Annotated in this window: 14 protein-coding genes; 12 read left to right on the top strand and 2 right to left on the bottom strand. The window is 41.8% G+C overall.

Annotation, left to right across the window (positions count from 1 at the left end; translation table 11 throughout):
* Positions 1–2: 2 nt before the first annotated feature.
* The 12 genes from LU635_RS14825 (at position 3) to moaA (ending at position 9,915) form a co-directional block, all read left to right on the top strand.
* The gene (locus LU635_RS14825) at positions 3–842 is read left to right on the top strand and encodes an ABC transporter ATP-binding protein (protein ID WP_240100287.1); all 840 of its coding nucleotides are present in this window, start codon (positions 3–5) and stop codon (positions 840–842) included.
* An 18-nt stretch (positions 843–860) separates the two neighbouring features.
* Positions 861–1,697, top strand: a complete 837-nt coding sequence (locus LU635_RS14820; protein WP_240100286.1) for an ABC transporter ATP-binding protein — start codon at positions 861–863, stop codon at positions 1,695–1,697.
* 23 nt (positions 1,698–1,720) lie between these two features.
* On the top strand, positions 1,721–2,989 hold the full coding sequence (locus LU635_RS14815; RefSeq protein ID WP_240100285.1) for an alginate export family protein: 1,269 nt from the start codon (positions 1,721–1,723) through the stop codon (positions 2,987–2,989).
* Positions 2,990–3,263: 274 nt separating this feature from the next.
* Positions 3,264–4,445 (top strand): molybdopterin molybdotransferase MoeA, encoded by a 1,182-nt coding sequence (locus LU635_RS14810; RefSeq protein ID WP_240100284.1) that lies wholly within the window; start codon positions 3,264–3,266, stop codon positions 4,443–4,445.
* Entirely contained in the window at positions 4,435–4,773 is a 339-nt protein-coding gene (locus LU635_RS14805) for a winged helix-turn-helix domain-containing protein (RefSeq protein ID WP_240100283.1), read from the top strand. The genes LU635_RS14810 and LU635_RS14805 overlap by 11 nt, the downstream gene beginning before the upstream one ends.
* On the top strand, positions 4,770–5,351 hold the full coding sequence (gene mobA / locus LU635_RS14800; protein WP_240100282.1) for a molybdenum cofactor guanylyltransferase: 582 nt from the start codon (positions 4,770–4,772) through the stop codon (positions 5,349–5,351). Before LU635_RS14805 ends, mobA begins: the two co-directional genes overlap by 4 nt.
* 39 nt (positions 5,352–5,390) lie before the next feature.
* A complete protein-coding gene (gene cobA, locus LU635_RS14795; RefSeq protein WP_240100281.1) occupies positions 5,391–6,191 on the top strand; it encodes a uroporphyrinogen-III C-methyltransferase in 801 nt (266 codons plus the stop codon).
* Between the two features lie 44 nt (positions 6,192–6,235).
* Complete coding sequence (locus LU635_RS14790) at positions 6,236–6,523, top strand: MoaD/ThiS family protein (protein ID WP_240100280.1); 288 nt, start codon at positions 6,236–6,238, stop codon at positions 6,521–6,523.
* Positions 6,524–6,525: 2 nt separating this feature from the next.
* The gene (moeB, locus tag LU635_RS14785; RefSeq protein ID WP_240100279.1) at positions 6,526–7,587 is read left to right on the top strand and encodes a molybdopterin-synthase adenylyltransferase MoeB; all 1,062 of its coding nucleotides are present in this window, start codon (positions 6,526–6,528) and stop codon (positions 7,585–7,587) included.
* Positions 7,556–7,999, top strand: coding sequence for a molybdenum cofactor biosynthesis protein MoaE (locus tag LU635_RS14780; protein ID WP_240100278.1), 444 nt, complete (start codon positions 7,556–7,558; stop codon positions 7,997–7,999). The genes moeB and LU635_RS14780 overlap by 32 nt, the downstream gene beginning before the upstream one ends.
* 1 nt (position 8,000) lies before the next feature.
* A complete protein-coding gene (gene moaCB, locus LU635_RS14775) occupies positions 8,001–8,915 on the top strand; it encodes a bifunctional molybdenum cofactor biosynthesis protein MoaC/MoaB (RefSeq protein ID WP_240100425.1) in 915 nt (304 codons plus the stop codon).
* Entirely contained in the window at positions 8,908–9,915 is a 1,008-nt protein-coding gene (gene moaA / locus LU635_RS14770) for a GTP 3',8-cyclase MoaA (RefSeq protein WP_240100277.1), read from the top strand. The genes moaCB and moaA overlap by 8 nt, the downstream gene beginning before the upstream one ends.
* A gap of 4 nt (positions 9,916–9,919) precedes the next feature.
* On the opposite strand, the gene LU635_RS14765 is transcribed toward moaA, so the two are convergent.
* Complete coding sequence (locus LU635_RS14765) at positions 9,920–11,362, bottom strand: rubredoxin (protein ID WP_240100276.1); 1,443 nt, start codon at positions 11,360–11,362, stop codon at positions 9,920–9,922.
* The gene (locus tag LU635_RS14760; protein ID WP_240100275.1) at positions 11,359–14,880 is read right to left on the bottom strand and encodes a nitrate reductase; all 3,522 of its coding nucleotides are present in this window, start codon (positions 14,878–14,880) and stop codon (positions 11,359–11,361) included. Before LU635_RS14760 ends, LU635_RS14765 begins: the two co-directional genes overlap by 4 nt.
* Positions 14,881–14,945: the final 65 nt, after the last annotated feature.

The following is a 14,945-nucleotide window of genomic DNA, read 5'->3' as shown; positions in this document are numbered from 1 at the left end:
AAATGGCATATCTGGAACTAAAGAATGTAAATAAGACTTATGGACGGGGTAAAGAAAGTACACAGGTGCTTTCTGATATCAACCTTGAGATCGAGGAAGGAGAATTCGTGGCGATTGTGGGATTTACCGGAAGCGGAAAGACCACTTTGGTAAACCTCATCAACGGATTGCTGGAACCTAGCAGTGGAGAGGTACTCTTCAAAGGAAAGCCGGTTAACGGCACAAGTCATGAACGCGGAGTGATATTTCAAAATTATTCGCTACTCCCATGGCTTAGTGTTGGTCAGAATGTATACATGGCCGTAAAGGAGGCTTTCCCAAAGGAAAAGAAACAGGTTCTTCATGAAAGAGTAAAGGAATATGTAGATATGGTAGGACTTACTCCGGCTTATCACAAACGTCCCAAAGAACTCTCAGGTGGAATGCGCCAGCGCGTTGCGGTGGCAAGAGCCCTGGCTATGAATCCCGAGATGATCATCATGGACGAACCCCTGGGCGCCCTTGATGCACTTACCCGCGGAAACCTTCAGGACGAGATCCTGAATATATGGAGCAAACATAAACGCACGGCCCTTCTTATTACTAATGATGTGGATGAAGGTATTTATATGGCCGATAGGATAATACCCTTAAAACCCGGACCCAATGCCACACTGGGACCTGAATTCAGGATCGATATAGCCCGGCCGAGGGACAAGACCGATTTGAATGACAATCCGAATTTCAAGAAAACAAGGAACGCTATTATCGAGTATCTGATGGATATAGGGGAACAGCGCAAGTCGGTGTCTCAAAAGGAATATAGCCTTCCGGATATAAGCCCGAAAAGCTTTGTGGCCTAAACTTTAAAACTGAAAAAAATGAGCACAGCAACCATACAAGAAAAAAAGAAGGCGGAAATCACGGAGAACGGTATTCTATATCCGTCTTCAAGGATCATGCTGGACCTTCATGACCTTAAAAAGGTTTATCCCACCCCAAAAGGGGATTATGTAGTACTTGAACACCTGAACCTCCAGATTATGAGGGAAGAATTTGTGACCATCATCGGACATTCCGGTTGCGGAAAGACCACCATGCTCTCTATGATTGCAGGCCTGAATCCAATTTCAGATGGAAGAATCGCGGTACTGGGAAATCCTGTAAAAGGGCCGGGACCCGATCGCGGAGTTATATTTCAGTCGCCAAGTCTTATGCCATGGATGACAGCACTGCAAAACGTACTACTGGGTGTTAACCAGGTTTTTCCGAATGCATCCAAAAAAGAAAGGCACGAGATTGCCAAATATTACTTGCAGAAAGTAGGTCTTGATGGGGCATTTGACAAAAAAGCCTCTGAACTTTCTCAGGGCATGCAACAACGGGTTGGAATTGCAAGGGCCTTTGCCATTAAACCTAAAGTATTGCTGCTGGATGAACCTTTTGGAATGCTGGATTCCCTTACACGAGGAGAGTTACAGGACATCCTTATAGAGATCTGGAATAAGGAAAAAATAACCGCCGTAATGGTTACCCACGATGTGGATGAAGCCATTTTTCTTGCAGACCGGGTGGTTATGATGACCAGCGGCCCGAGAGCCAAAATCGGTGATATCCTCAATATTGATTTTCAAAGACCACGTACCCGTAAATCGGTGCTGGAACATGAAGATTATTACAACTATAGAAAACATCTTATCGATTTCCTCGAACACTAATAATTAATCTTTAACTAAAAAAAATGAAAAAGAATTATTTACTAATAATCACGGCCATCCTGGCAACCCAATTCTCCTTTTCACAATTCTCACTGGATGGGGAGCTCAGGCCCCGAACGGAATACCGCCATGGGTTTGGAAGCATTTTTCCGGAAGCTGCCGAAGCTGGCTTTGCCATTTCAACGAGAGCAAGGCTGAATACAAGCTATAAAACTGATTCATACGAATTCTATTTAAGCCTTCAGGACGTACTGGTATGGGGGGAAAACAGGCAAATATTACCTTTTGATCTCAATAATTCCTTCGCTATTTTCCAGGCTTGGGCTAAACTGAAATTAAGCAGCAGCCTATCCACCAAATTAGGAAGGCAGGTTATCTCATATGATGACCAGCGTATCTTTGGTGGACTGGACTGGGCGCAACAGGGTCGTAATCATGACGCCATTTTATTGAGCTATAAAAAAGAAAAGTTCATGTTCGATCTTGGTCTTGCCTATAATCAGGATTTCAGTAATCCATCCGGGTTCATTTCACAGGGAAATACTTACAATACCACCGGGTTCTTTTCTTATAAAACCATGCAATATGCCTATTTAAATAAGCAGTGGGATGCATTTGCCGCAAGCCTGTTATTACTGAACAATGGATTTCAGGAATTTGAGGAGGATGGTACAACTCCGGATGGCCTGAGCAATTTGCAAACCTTTGGAACCCATCTGAAGTATGGAAAAGGAAAGTTTTCAGCAGCTGCTAACCTGTTTTTTCAAACAGGAGAGAGACAGGGTGAGGTCGATGTAAAAGGGGCTTATTTAGCCAGCTTGGATCTTAACCTTAAGGCTTCTGAAAAAACAACTTTTGGGATCGGTGCAGAAATAATCAGTGGTAATGATGGAGAGACCGGTGATACCGGAGCCTTCTTTCCACTTTATGGAACAAATCATAAATTCAACGGATTCATGGACTATTTCTATGTGGGGAATCACGCAAACTCGATTGGACTGGTAGATGTCCATGTCAGTGCGAACTTTGCCTTTAAGAATAACTCCGGCCTTCTTATAAAGGTTCTGAACTTCTCCGGAGAACAGGAACTCCCAAGTGGAGAGAGATCATTAGGTACCGAAGTTGACATTGTTTATTCCAAAAATTTCAATGGCTACGCATTAAAGGCTGGCTATTCCCAAATGTTTGCCAGTGACGGGATGTATGAACTTAAGGGAGTTCCGGAAGCCGATGCTGCTTCCTCACAAAACTGGGCCTGGGTAATGCTCGTGCTTAAACCAAAATTCCTTTAATAATCTTTCTACATATTACTTAACACCTATGCTAAAAGCCCTGTCAGATTAATATTTGACAGGGCTTTAAAATTTAACCGGACTAATATTCACCGAGATAAGCCTCAGATAATCTCGCTCCCTCTACCCTTTTACAAAGCAAACTTAGATAGCCGCCATACTTTTATTTGACCTCATCTAGGCTCTGTAAATTAATTTTTAAGTATTTTTACTTACTTTTTATTTGTTTATACGTATTTCTACGTTATATTTGAAAAAACATAACGCTAGAAAAATGATCTCAGTTAACCAGGCATTATCTCTTATACAGCTGGAGGCGGTAGCTCCCAGACCTGTGGAAGTAGCTCTTGAAGAAGCCAGTGAAAAGGTCCTGGCAGATAATATTTCATCACCCATAGACATGCCACCATTCTCCCAATCGGCCATGGATGGCTATGCAATAAGGGGTAATAGCTCTGGTGAATTCAGAATAATAGGTGAATCCAAAGCGGGCGACGCACCACAATTCCATCTGGATGAGGGAGAAGCCGTAAGGATCTTTACCGGAGCCATGGTTCCTGAAAATGCCGATACAGTTGTGATCCAGGAACACGTAGAAGTAAAATATAATAAACTAAGTATTATAAAATTTCCTTCAACAGGAGCTAATATCAGATTAAAGGGAGAACAATTTCAAAAAGGTTCTCCGGTCTTAAATAAAGGAACCGTTTTAAATGAAAGCGGGATCGCGCTTCTGGCTGGTCTTGGGATCAATAAGGTGAAAGTTTTTGATACACCTAAAATTGCAATCATTGTCACCGGAGATGAACTTCAAAAACCTGGAACAGTTTTAAAACCCGGCAAAATCTTCGAAAGCAATTCCTTTATGCTTAAAGCCGCCCTAAAGCGCAACAAATTCAGGGAGGTACATCATTATAAGGTAAGAGATAATATTCTCGAAACTAAAGAAACTATACGGAGCGCACTGGCTGAAAATGATGTACTGTTATTATCGGGTGGTATTTCAGTGGGAGAATATGATTTTGTTAGAGAAGCACTATTTGCTAATGGAGTTGAGGAGATCTTTTATAAGGTCAATCAGAAACCTGGAAAACCCCTGTGGTTCGGCAAAAAAGAAGATAAGAGGGTTTTTGGTCTGCCTGGCAATCCTGCAGCCAGCCTCGTATGCTTTTATGTATATGTGTTACCGGCATTAAGAAGACAGAAAGGTTTTAAGAATGTAGATCTTAAAAAAGCCAGCGCAGTTTTATCCCGTCCCGCTGAAAATAAATCTGGGAAAAGCTTATTTCTAAAGGCAAAAGTCCAGGACGGGAGAATTGATATCCTTGACGGACAGAGCTCATCTATGATGCACAGTTTTACACAAAGTAATGCCCTGGTTATGATACCCGGAGAAAAAGAATTAATCGGTAAAAACGAAAAGGTAGAATACCTGGATCTGGGATATGGGTATTAAAAAGATAAAAAGCAGGATATGGATAGAAAGGAATGGTAAGCCATTTCTGGGTTACGGAAAGATCCTTCTTCTGAAAAAAATAGAAGAAACAAGTTCTATAAATGCCGCAGCGAAAGAGCTTTCGATTTCCTATAAAAAAGCATGGGAAATGATGAACAGTATTAATGAGTCTGGCAAGGAGCCGGCTACAATTAAAAAAACCGGTGGAAGAAATGGCGGAGGAACCGTGGTAACCAGTTATGGCAAAGAGCTTATCCGCCAGTTCGAAGAAATCAATGATAACTGCATTTTCTTCCTGGAAGAACAATTAAAAAAGTACGAGCTATGAAAACTAACACATCGATAAGTGCATATATACTGTGCGGCGGAAAAAGCAGCAGAATGGGCACCGATAAAGGCTTCGTTAAATTCAGGGACCACTCGTTTATAGGCTGGTGCCTTGAAGCTGCTAGGCAGATCACCAACGATATTCATCTGGTTACTGCCAATAAGGAATATGCACAATTCGGCTATCCACTCCTGGAGGATATTCATAAAAATAAAGGGCCGGTTGGTGGCATACATGCGGCCCTGGAACACTCGGTTACGGACTGGAATTTAATTCTTAGCTGCGACGTACCCGGGATTACCGGTACACTTCTAACCTATCTTGTTGAACGAACACCTAAAGAAACTTCTGTAGTATTTCTAAGCAGTGACTCGAACGACTATCCGCTTGTCGCCATGTATCACAAAAATTGCAGGGAGTATTTTTTCGAAGCTATTCAACAAAATGATCTGCGACTGATGAATACTATCAAAAAATTGAATTATGAACGAACCGAAATTCCGCTATCTGAAAGTCATAACCTCAATAACATAAACACTAAGGAAGAATTGCAGGATCTAATTAACAGCACATTATAAAATGATTACGCCATATCCGGCCTTTAAAAATTAATCAAGATGAAAAATTCAATAAGAAAATTACCGAAAGTGAGCCTTGTAGGCGCAGGACCTGGTGATCCCGAGCTGCTTACCCTAAAGGCTTTGAAAGCACTTGAAAGTGCGGGAGCCGTTCTTTACGATGCTCTCGTAAATCAGGATATACTCCACCACGCGCCCAATGCCGTAAAGCTTTTTGTGGGGAAACGCAAAGGCTGTCAATCCTACACTCAGGAAGAGATCAATGAGCTTTTGGTTGAACATGCTCTGCGGTATGGTCATGTGGTTCGCCTTAAAGGTGGCGATCCATTTGTTTTTGGAAGAGGAAGTGAAGAAATAGCACATTTGACCCGCCGGGGGATTTCTACTGAAGTGGTTCCCGGTATTTCTTCAGCTTTAGCAGTCCCTGCCTACAACGGAATCCCTGTAACTCACCGCCAGGTTGCAGAAAGTTTCTGGGTGATTACCGGAACAACCTCAGCCAGGGAATTATCAGATGACATCAGGTTGGCGGCAAGATCAAGTGCGACCGTGGTGATTTTGATGGGAATGAGCAAATTGCCCCAGATAGTTTCAATATTTAAAAGAGAGGGCAAGGACAAGACACCGGTTTCCGTAATTCAGAATGGAACAAGAGAGGATCAGAAAAGTTGTATTGGGAAAATCTCAAATATTGAGGAACTGGTAACAGAACAAAAACTGGGTTCCCCGGCTATCATAATCGTTGGAGAGGTAGTAGAAATCTCTAAAAATGGAAGGAACGACCTGTTAAGTGATGAATTCATCTTTCAGAACCTGGGGATCGAAGCTATACCCGCTTAACGCGTCAAGCTGTCCCGATAACTATCGGAAAGTTAGAATTAATAATGAAGAAGCTGAAACAAGTTCAGCTTGACGATAACCAAAAAAAAGAAAATATGATCAATATAAAATACTTTGGAGCGATTGCGGAAGTCACGAACTGCAGTTCGGAAAATATTAAAAAGAGTAGTTCCAGCCTCAACGATATTATTCAGGAGATATATTCAAAATATGACCTGAAGCATATTCCGCTGAAATTCGCCCTGAATCAGAAAATAATTGAGACAACAGAAGGTATAGATGTAAATATAAATGATGAGATCGCGGTATTGCCGCCATTTGCAGGAGGATAATTATGAACAGGTACTCGAGACAGAAGAAACTTCACCAGATTGGTGATGCCGGACAGGAAAAATTGAAGAATGCGCGGGTTCTTGTAATCGGAGCCGGCGGCCTGGGATGTGCAGTCCTGCCCTACCTTGCTTCCGCTGGCATTGGTACTCTGGGCATTATTGACGGTGACAAGGTTGAGGAAACAAATCTTCATCGTCAGGTTTTGTATACCGAAAGATCTCTTAAGGCTTTTAAAGTAGAGGAAGCCAGAGATCGACTAGAGGCAATGAATAGTTCAGTAGAAATAGAAATATATAGGGAGTTTCTCAATGACCGGAATGCTTATGAAATTATTTCAGCTTATGATCTTGTTGTGGATGCCACAGATTCTATCTCGATACGATACCTTATCAATGATGCCTGTGTGATAGCCGGAAAGGCCTTCGTCTATGCATCTGTTTTCAAGTTCGAAGGACAGGTCTCGGTCTTTAATTATAGGAATGGCCCAACCTATCGTTGCCTTTTCGGAGGGAAGGGACAGGCTGTTCAAAATTGCGAGGAAGCTGGTGTTATGGGAACCACCGTAGGGCTTATAGGAATGCTCCAGGCAAATGAAGTGATAAAAATAATAACAGGGACCGGTGAACCACTTTCGGGGAAACTGCTGGTTTACGATACGCTCAAAAACAACCAGCATATTTTCAGCTTCAAAAAAAATAAGCAGTTGAAAATTGACGAAGAATTCTTCAGGGATCATTATCAAAAAGAGGATCTCCCGGAGATCACTCCGGCTGAAGCACTCAAATCTAAACATATTTTGGTGGACGTGAGAGAACTTCATGAGATGCCACAAATAGAATTAAATAACCTGGTCAGGCTACCGCTTTCTGAACTGGAGGAAAATATACATCTGCTGAATAAAAAAGATGAAATCAGATTATTCTGCCAAAGTGGAATAAGAAGTTTGAAAGCCCTGAAAATACTGAAAAATAAAGGATTCCAGAATCTGAAGAGCATCCGCGGAGGTGCAAGAGAAATTTCAAAAATACTGAATGATGAAAAAGAAGAAGAATATATTCATTGAAGGGGCTATTAGTCCGGAATTTATAGCGGAATCCATAGCTAAACATCAAACAAAGATGAACATTGGTGCTCATAATATCTTTCTGGGACAGGTTCGTGCCGATGAAGTTGAAGGTAAAAAAGTATCTGCCATAGAGTATACCTGCTATAAAGCCATGGCAGAGGAAAAACTAAGCGAAATTAGAGAAAGAGCATTTGAAAAATACGATCTAACCTGTATGCATATTTATCATAGCCTTGGAAATATAAAGGCCGGGGAGATCTGCTTTTTTGTCTTTGTCTCTTCAAAAAGAAGAAAGCAGGTATATGTCGCAACCGAGGATATAGTGAATATGGTTAAAACTGACGTCCCCATCTTTGGGAAGGAGATCTTTGAAGATCAGGATTATCAATGGAAAGAAAATACATTTTAAGATGGTTGATATCACTCACAAAATAAAAACGTTACGAGTGGCAGTGGCTGAAGCCTTTGTTAAGGTTGGTGAGCCCGCTACCATCAGGGCGATCAATAATAACGAAGTACCTAAAGGGAATGTCCTGGAAATGGCAAAAACAGCCGGACTTTTAGCTGTTAAGAATACCCATCAAACCATCCCTGACTGTCATCCGCTACCGATAGAATTCGCTTCGGTAAATTATGAAATTGATGAATCTGGAATAAGGATCCTCTTCAAAGTGAAAACCGTTTATAAAACCGGGGTTGAAGTGGAAGCCATGCACGGGGCATCGGTTGTTGCTCTAACCATGTATGATATGCTAAAACCGATCGATAAGAATATCGAAATAGAAAAAATCAGACTGGTTGAAAAGAAAGGCGGAAAGAGCGATTTCAATAAACATTCTTCAAGACTCAGCGCCAGCGTGATTGTTTGTTCAGACTCCATTTCCGAAGGAAAAAAAGAGGATCGAGCCGGCAAGGCAATTATCAAAAAACTTGAGGAAAGCAAAGTGGCTATCAATGCTTACGAAATAATCCCCGATGAACTGGAGATCATCAGGAGTAAGGCCCTGGAATATGCTGAAACCGATAACCTGGTGATCTTTACAGGAGGAACCGGACTTTCATTCAGGGACGTTACCCCGGAAGCCCTGGAAACAATTCTGGAACGAAGAATCCCGGGAATTGAAGAAGCGATACGCAATTATGGGCAGGAACGTATGCCTTATGCCATGCTTTCCCGAAGTATCGCCGGGACGATTGGCAACTCGCTGATCCTTGGACTACCAGGATCCACAAAAGGTGCCAGTGAATCTATGGATGCAGTTTTTCCCCATTTACTGCATGTATTCAAGATCTTAAGAGGGGCAAAACATGATTCCAATGACTAAAACGACAAAAATACTTACCGATAATTTCAAAAGACAGCATAACTACCTGCGTATCTCGCTCATAGAAAAATGCAACCTGCGCTGTGCTTATTGTATGCCAGCCGATGGCGTCCCACTCACACCAAAGAATCAGCTGATGCAGGCCGATGAGCTCCTTGAGATCGCAAAGGTATTTGTAAATAATGGCGTGGACAAGATCCGGCTTACAGGAGGTGAACCACTGGTTAGAAAGGATTTTTCAGATATCCTTAAAAGACTTTCAGCTCTGCCTGTAAAACTATCCGTTACTACCAATGCTGTACTTGCGGACAGGTATATCGAAGATTTCAGAAGGTATGGGCTTAATGACATCAATGTAAGCCTGGATACTTTACTGCCTGAAAAGTTCAAAATGATCACCCGCAGGGATCAGTTCAAAAAAGCCTGGAAAAATATTCATTTACTCATCAGAGAAGGATTCAATGTTAAAATAAACGCGGTATTGATGAAGGATTTCAATGAGGATGAGATCACCGACTTTATACTTTTCACAAGAAACCTACCTGTTACGGTAAGATTCATTGAATTTATGCCTTTTGACGGCAATCGATGGAACCGCTCTAAACTGGTGACCGAAGAAGAAATACTTGGAAAAGCCGAAGAATTCTTCGGAAATGAACACGTAGAGAAACTAGTAGATGAAAAGAATTTCACCTCCAGGAATTACAGGATAAAAGGATTTGAGGGCCGGTTTGGTATTATTAGTTCGGTAAGCAATCCCTTTTGCGATGGCTGTAACCGGATAAGACTTACAGCAAATGGCAAGATCAAGAACTGCCTGTTTTCCAATCATGAAACCGATCTTCTATCTGCCTTGAGAGAAGGAGAGAACTTAGAAGAACTTATAGCAAACTCTCTTAATAAAAAGAAAGCGGTACGTGCCGGGATGAATAGTTTTGAGAAATTAAATGACCCTGAAAGACATACTAACAACAGGAGTATGATAACAATCGGCGGATAGATTACTATTTATCGACTTTTGCAAAAAGCTTCTTTTTAAAACTCGATTTAGGGGCCTCACAAACCGGACAGCTATAATCTTCAGGCAGATCTTTAAATGAAGTTTCAGGTTGAATATCCTGGGTGACATCACCATAGGCTTCATCATAAATAGTGAAACATTCCTCGCACTGATATACTTCGGTTTGAACGACCTCCTTTTTGGAATTTGTTGATTTTTCTTCCTCTTTCTTCTGACCTAATTGCGCAAAATACATCTGGCTCAATTCCATTAAAAGTCCGGGTAATTCCACCTGATCCACATCCTGTACATGAGTAATATACTTTCTTGTATTGGGGTCAAAATCCTTCGCATATAACAAGTTGAAAGTGTCCCTGATCTCAAATCCTGAAAGGTCTTCAGGAATTGCATTCTTTTCAATGACTATTGAAGTAAAATAATATACTCTTCGCGTATAATTCGCGATGCTGAAGGTGAGTCCGTAGGTACTGATATCATTCTGATCGAAATTTGCGACCAGGTATTTCTTAAGTTTTAAAAGCTCATCATTGGCAACAGGTAAATGCCAGTTAAGCTCAAGCATGGAATGCCTTACATTTATCCCGAATTTGCCCAGGAGTTTTTCCCATTGAAGTTTAGATTCCTGTGGAATACCCTTAACGATAAAGGATTTCCAGGGAGTAATGCATATTCTTCCAATTTTCTGTTCGGCACAGAGATCACACATGGCTTTAAGAAATTCAAGATCATACCTGTTATTTCTCCAGTAAAGCCCAAGCCAGTATTCACCTGTCCCGGTTCGGTTCATGCCTTCATAATAAGGAAAAGGATAGAATGGTACTTCAAGTGGTTTATCTACCGTACGGTTATCGGTATCCACAGCGTCATTCACAAGGTCAAAGATCATCTCAATATCCCCGGGTTCTTCCTGTAGAATATTTTCAATCGCCTCGCCTACTTTTGCTATATCCCAGCTGTAAATCAGGGCCGGGTACATTTCAGTCTTTTCCCATTCCGGTAAACGAACATAGAGGTACCAGTAATCTTCATGCTTAGAAGCAATGAAATTCAAATGACCGGTAAAAAGAGGAACCAGTCTTTGCCTGGGTTCTGTAATATTAATCTTAAGCGATGGTTCATAACGTATCTGCTCCAGAATATACAGATACCTGTCACCTGTTAACCAGGCTGTGGTGGGAAAAATATCTGTAGTAACATATGAAGAAACTATATTTTCCACGGGCTTTGATACAGGCTCAATGATATTGAGCTTTTTAAGACCTTCCATCGCATCCTTTTCGATAGCATCGGGAAAAAGAATATCCTGTCTGGATCCAAAGGAGATCGTGCTAAGGCCCGCATCTTCTGCAGTTTCAGCTATAAATTTAAGTTCTGCAGGTGAGAGTACACCGCCCTTTACTATTAACCTTGGAAGCATCTTTTTCATACCAGTTCTTTTGATGAATTTAATATTTCCTTCACCTCCGTCTTACAACTACCACATCCAAGTCCGGCCCCGGTTTGCTTACACAATTCCGTAAAATCGGTACAGCCATTAGAGATAGCTTCTCCAAGATTTCCGGCACCTACCTGACTGCAGGAACACACCAGTTTTCCTTTCACAGGTTCATCATTTCCAGAACCTCGTAACAGACTGTCTCTCCTGTCTGACAATTCGATCTTACTTTCAATAAGGCTCTTGAATTCGGCGAATTCATTTTTATCTCCCATTAAAACGGCACCTACCAACAGATCATCTTTTACGATGCATTTCTTATAATATCTTTTCTTGATATCGGTAAAGATTATCTCCTCATAGCTGTCATCATTCCCGGGGACATGTATGTCACCAATGCTACAAACATCAAGATCGTTGAATTTTAAAATATTCATCAAAACCGAACCGTGATAAGTGCTGCTTATGTCTCCTGCCATAAAGTTAGCAAGGATGGTCGCCTGCTCTTCCGCCGCTGAAGTGATTCCAAACAATTTATTTCTGAACTCGGCAATCTCGCCCAGTGCGAAAATATCGGGATCTGAAGTTTGCAAATGCTGGTTCACTTTAACCCCACGACCGCAAACCAGTCCGCTTTTCCTGGCAATATTGATATTTGGTAGTGTTCCAATAGCATATACAATGGCATTCGCATTTATATTCTTACCACTTTTAAGGGTAATATTCAGATTGCCGGAATCTTCATCATCAAAAACGGTACTCACCTCATTATCGAAATAAATCTGAATTCCCCGTTCCTGTACGTCCTGTGCAAGTAATTTGCTCGAAGTAATATCAAGCTGGCGTTCCATAAGTCTTGAAGACCGTTGGACTATAGTAACTTTCACATCCTTATGTTTCAGGGCTGCAGCCAGTTCAAGTCCCAGAAGCCCGCCACCAACGATCACTACGTGTTGCTGTTCGGGTGGCAGTCCGGTAGCATCCATATAGGCTTTAAAGCTATCGGCATCCTTTTTACTTCTCATGGTAAATCTGCCCGGCAAATGAAGTTGCGCATCCTTAGGGGCAAATGCCCGGCTACCGGTTGCAAGGATCAGCTTGTCGAAAGAATGAGTTTTTCCATTGTTATCGGTCACTGTCCTGTCTTCAGTATCTATAGCAGTAATAAAGCTTTCCTTATGAAGGTTTATTTTCAGTTTTTCAAGTTCTCTTTCCTTTATCTTCTGAAGCTGTTCCCAGGTGAGCTCTTCGGTGATATATTCCGGAAGCAGAACGCGGTTGTAAAATGGATTCTCTTCCTTGGAGAAGACATCCAACTGATCGCTGGTATTATGCTCGCGGTAATTCTGAATAAACCGGAAAGCAGCCGCACCCGCTCCTACTATCAGTATTTTTTCTTTCTTCTTTTTATATTTCTGAACGGAGACCGTAGTATATTTAAAATCGGGCTCCTTTGAAAGTGGATCTACCAGGTCACTGGTAAGATTATTTGCCCGGTTAAGATCATTATGAAGCTGCTTACCCCAGTGCATTGGCATAAATACCACACCTTCCCTAACGTTTTCAGTTACCTTCGCCCTTAACCTTACGGTACCGCTGGCACTTTTCACCTCAGTGACATCTCCGTTTTTAATATTATTTAAATAAGCATCCACAAGATTGATCTCCAGGATTGGATCCGGATAATGCGTTTTTAATCTCGCGACTTTCCCTGTTCGCGTCATGGTATGCCATTGATCCCTGATCCTTCCTGTAGTAAGTATAAGAGGATATTCAGAATCAGGTTTGGCCGATGTATTTATAGTACTGGCGGGAATATTGAAAATCGCTTTTTCTGATGGGGTATAGAATTTCCTGTCCTGGAAAAGTCTTGGAGTCCCGGCATGTCTATATTCGGGTACCGGCCATTGGAATGAACCTTCATTCTTTAGTCGGTCATAGCTAAGATGAGAAATATCGATATTGGTCCCCCTGGTCATTTGGGTATATTCACGATAGATCTCTTCGGTATTATTGTAATTAAATCCCCTGAATCCCATTCTCTGGGCAAAATCACAAAGAATCTCTACATCGGCCCTGGCTTCTCCCGGCGGATGAATATGTTTCTCCAGGTAGGAAATGCGCCTTTCAGAATTGGTCATGGTTCCATCTTTCTCAAGCCAGCCGGCTGCAGGCAAAACCAAATCTGCAAAATCTACAGTATCCGATTTATGTGAAATATCTTGAACCACAACAAATTTGGCTTTTTTCAGAGCCTTTTCAGCTTTTCGAACATTAGGCAAACTCACCATGGGATTGGTGCAAATGATCCAGATTGCTTTCAGCTTACCTTCTTCAAGTGCATCGAACATTTCAGTAGCCGTATAACCGGGTTTTGGAGAAATCTCATTCACACCCCAGAATTGAGCAACCTCTTTTCTATGTTCTTCATTAAACAGGTCTTTATGAACTGCCAGCAGATTGGCCATCCCTCCTACCTCGCGACCACCCATTGCATTGGGCTGACCGGTAAGGGAAAAAGGTCCGCAACCCGGTTTCCCGACCTGACCTGTTACAAGAGAAAGATTCAGCAAGGAAAAATTCTTGTCAGAGCCAATCACACTTTGGTTAAGCCCCATTGCCCACATACTTATAAAGCCTTTTGAACGGCCAATAAGAGTCGCAGCCTTTTTAATTTCTGCAGCGGGAACCCCGCATAATTTTGAAGACTGATTCAGGGATAATTCCATTACTTTTTCCCTGAATTCTTTAAAGCCTTCCGTATGGTTCCTTATAAAGTTCTTATCTATAAAGCCCTTTTTCAGCAACTGCCTGCCAATGGCATTATAAAGGATCACATCGGTTCCCGGTAGTAGCTGAAGATGAAGATCGGCAAAATTAGCGGAATCGGTTTTACGGGGATCGGCAACAATTATTTTTACATTGGGATTTTCCTCCTTATGCTTTTCTATTCTTCTGAAAAGTATTGGATGACACCAGGCAGGATTCGCCCCGGCTATCAGGAAACAATCGGCCAGCTCTATGTCGTCATAGCTCCCGGGTACTGAATCTTCTCCAAAGGTTTTCTTATAACCAACAACTGCCGAGCTCATACAGAGACGGGAATTGGTATCTATATTATTGGTGCCTAAAAATCCTTTGGTAAGTTTATTGGCTATATAATATTCTTCTGTCAGGCACTGGCCGGAAACATAAAAACCAACACTATCGGGGCCGTGTTTTTTTATTATTGATTTGAAAACACCGGCAGCCCTGTTCATGGCATCGTCCCATGAGACTCGTTCCCTGGGATGGGAACGACTCCACCGCATTTCAGGATAAAGGATCCTGTCTGAAGTATCATTCACCACATAATGGAGGTTCATCCCCTTGGAACAAAGCATCCCTTTATTAACCGGATGCTCCTTATCTCCTTCCACCTCAATACGGTTCCGGGCATTTTTTTTAATTACAACACCGCATCCAACTCCACAGTATGAACATGTACTTTTCGCTTCTTTCCCGATCATATGCCCCATGTTTCTTTACAAATTTGGTCTTTTTGATGATACAATAAAAGTCCTGACTGTATTTT

The organism is Christiangramia crocea, assembly GCF_022410465.1.
GTDB lineage: Bacteria > Bacteroidota > Bacteroidia > Flavobacteriales > Flavobacteriaceae > Christiangramia > Christiangramia crocea.
Note: the sequence above shows the minus strand (reverse complement) of the source record. Positions and strands in the feature narration are given on the sequence as shown.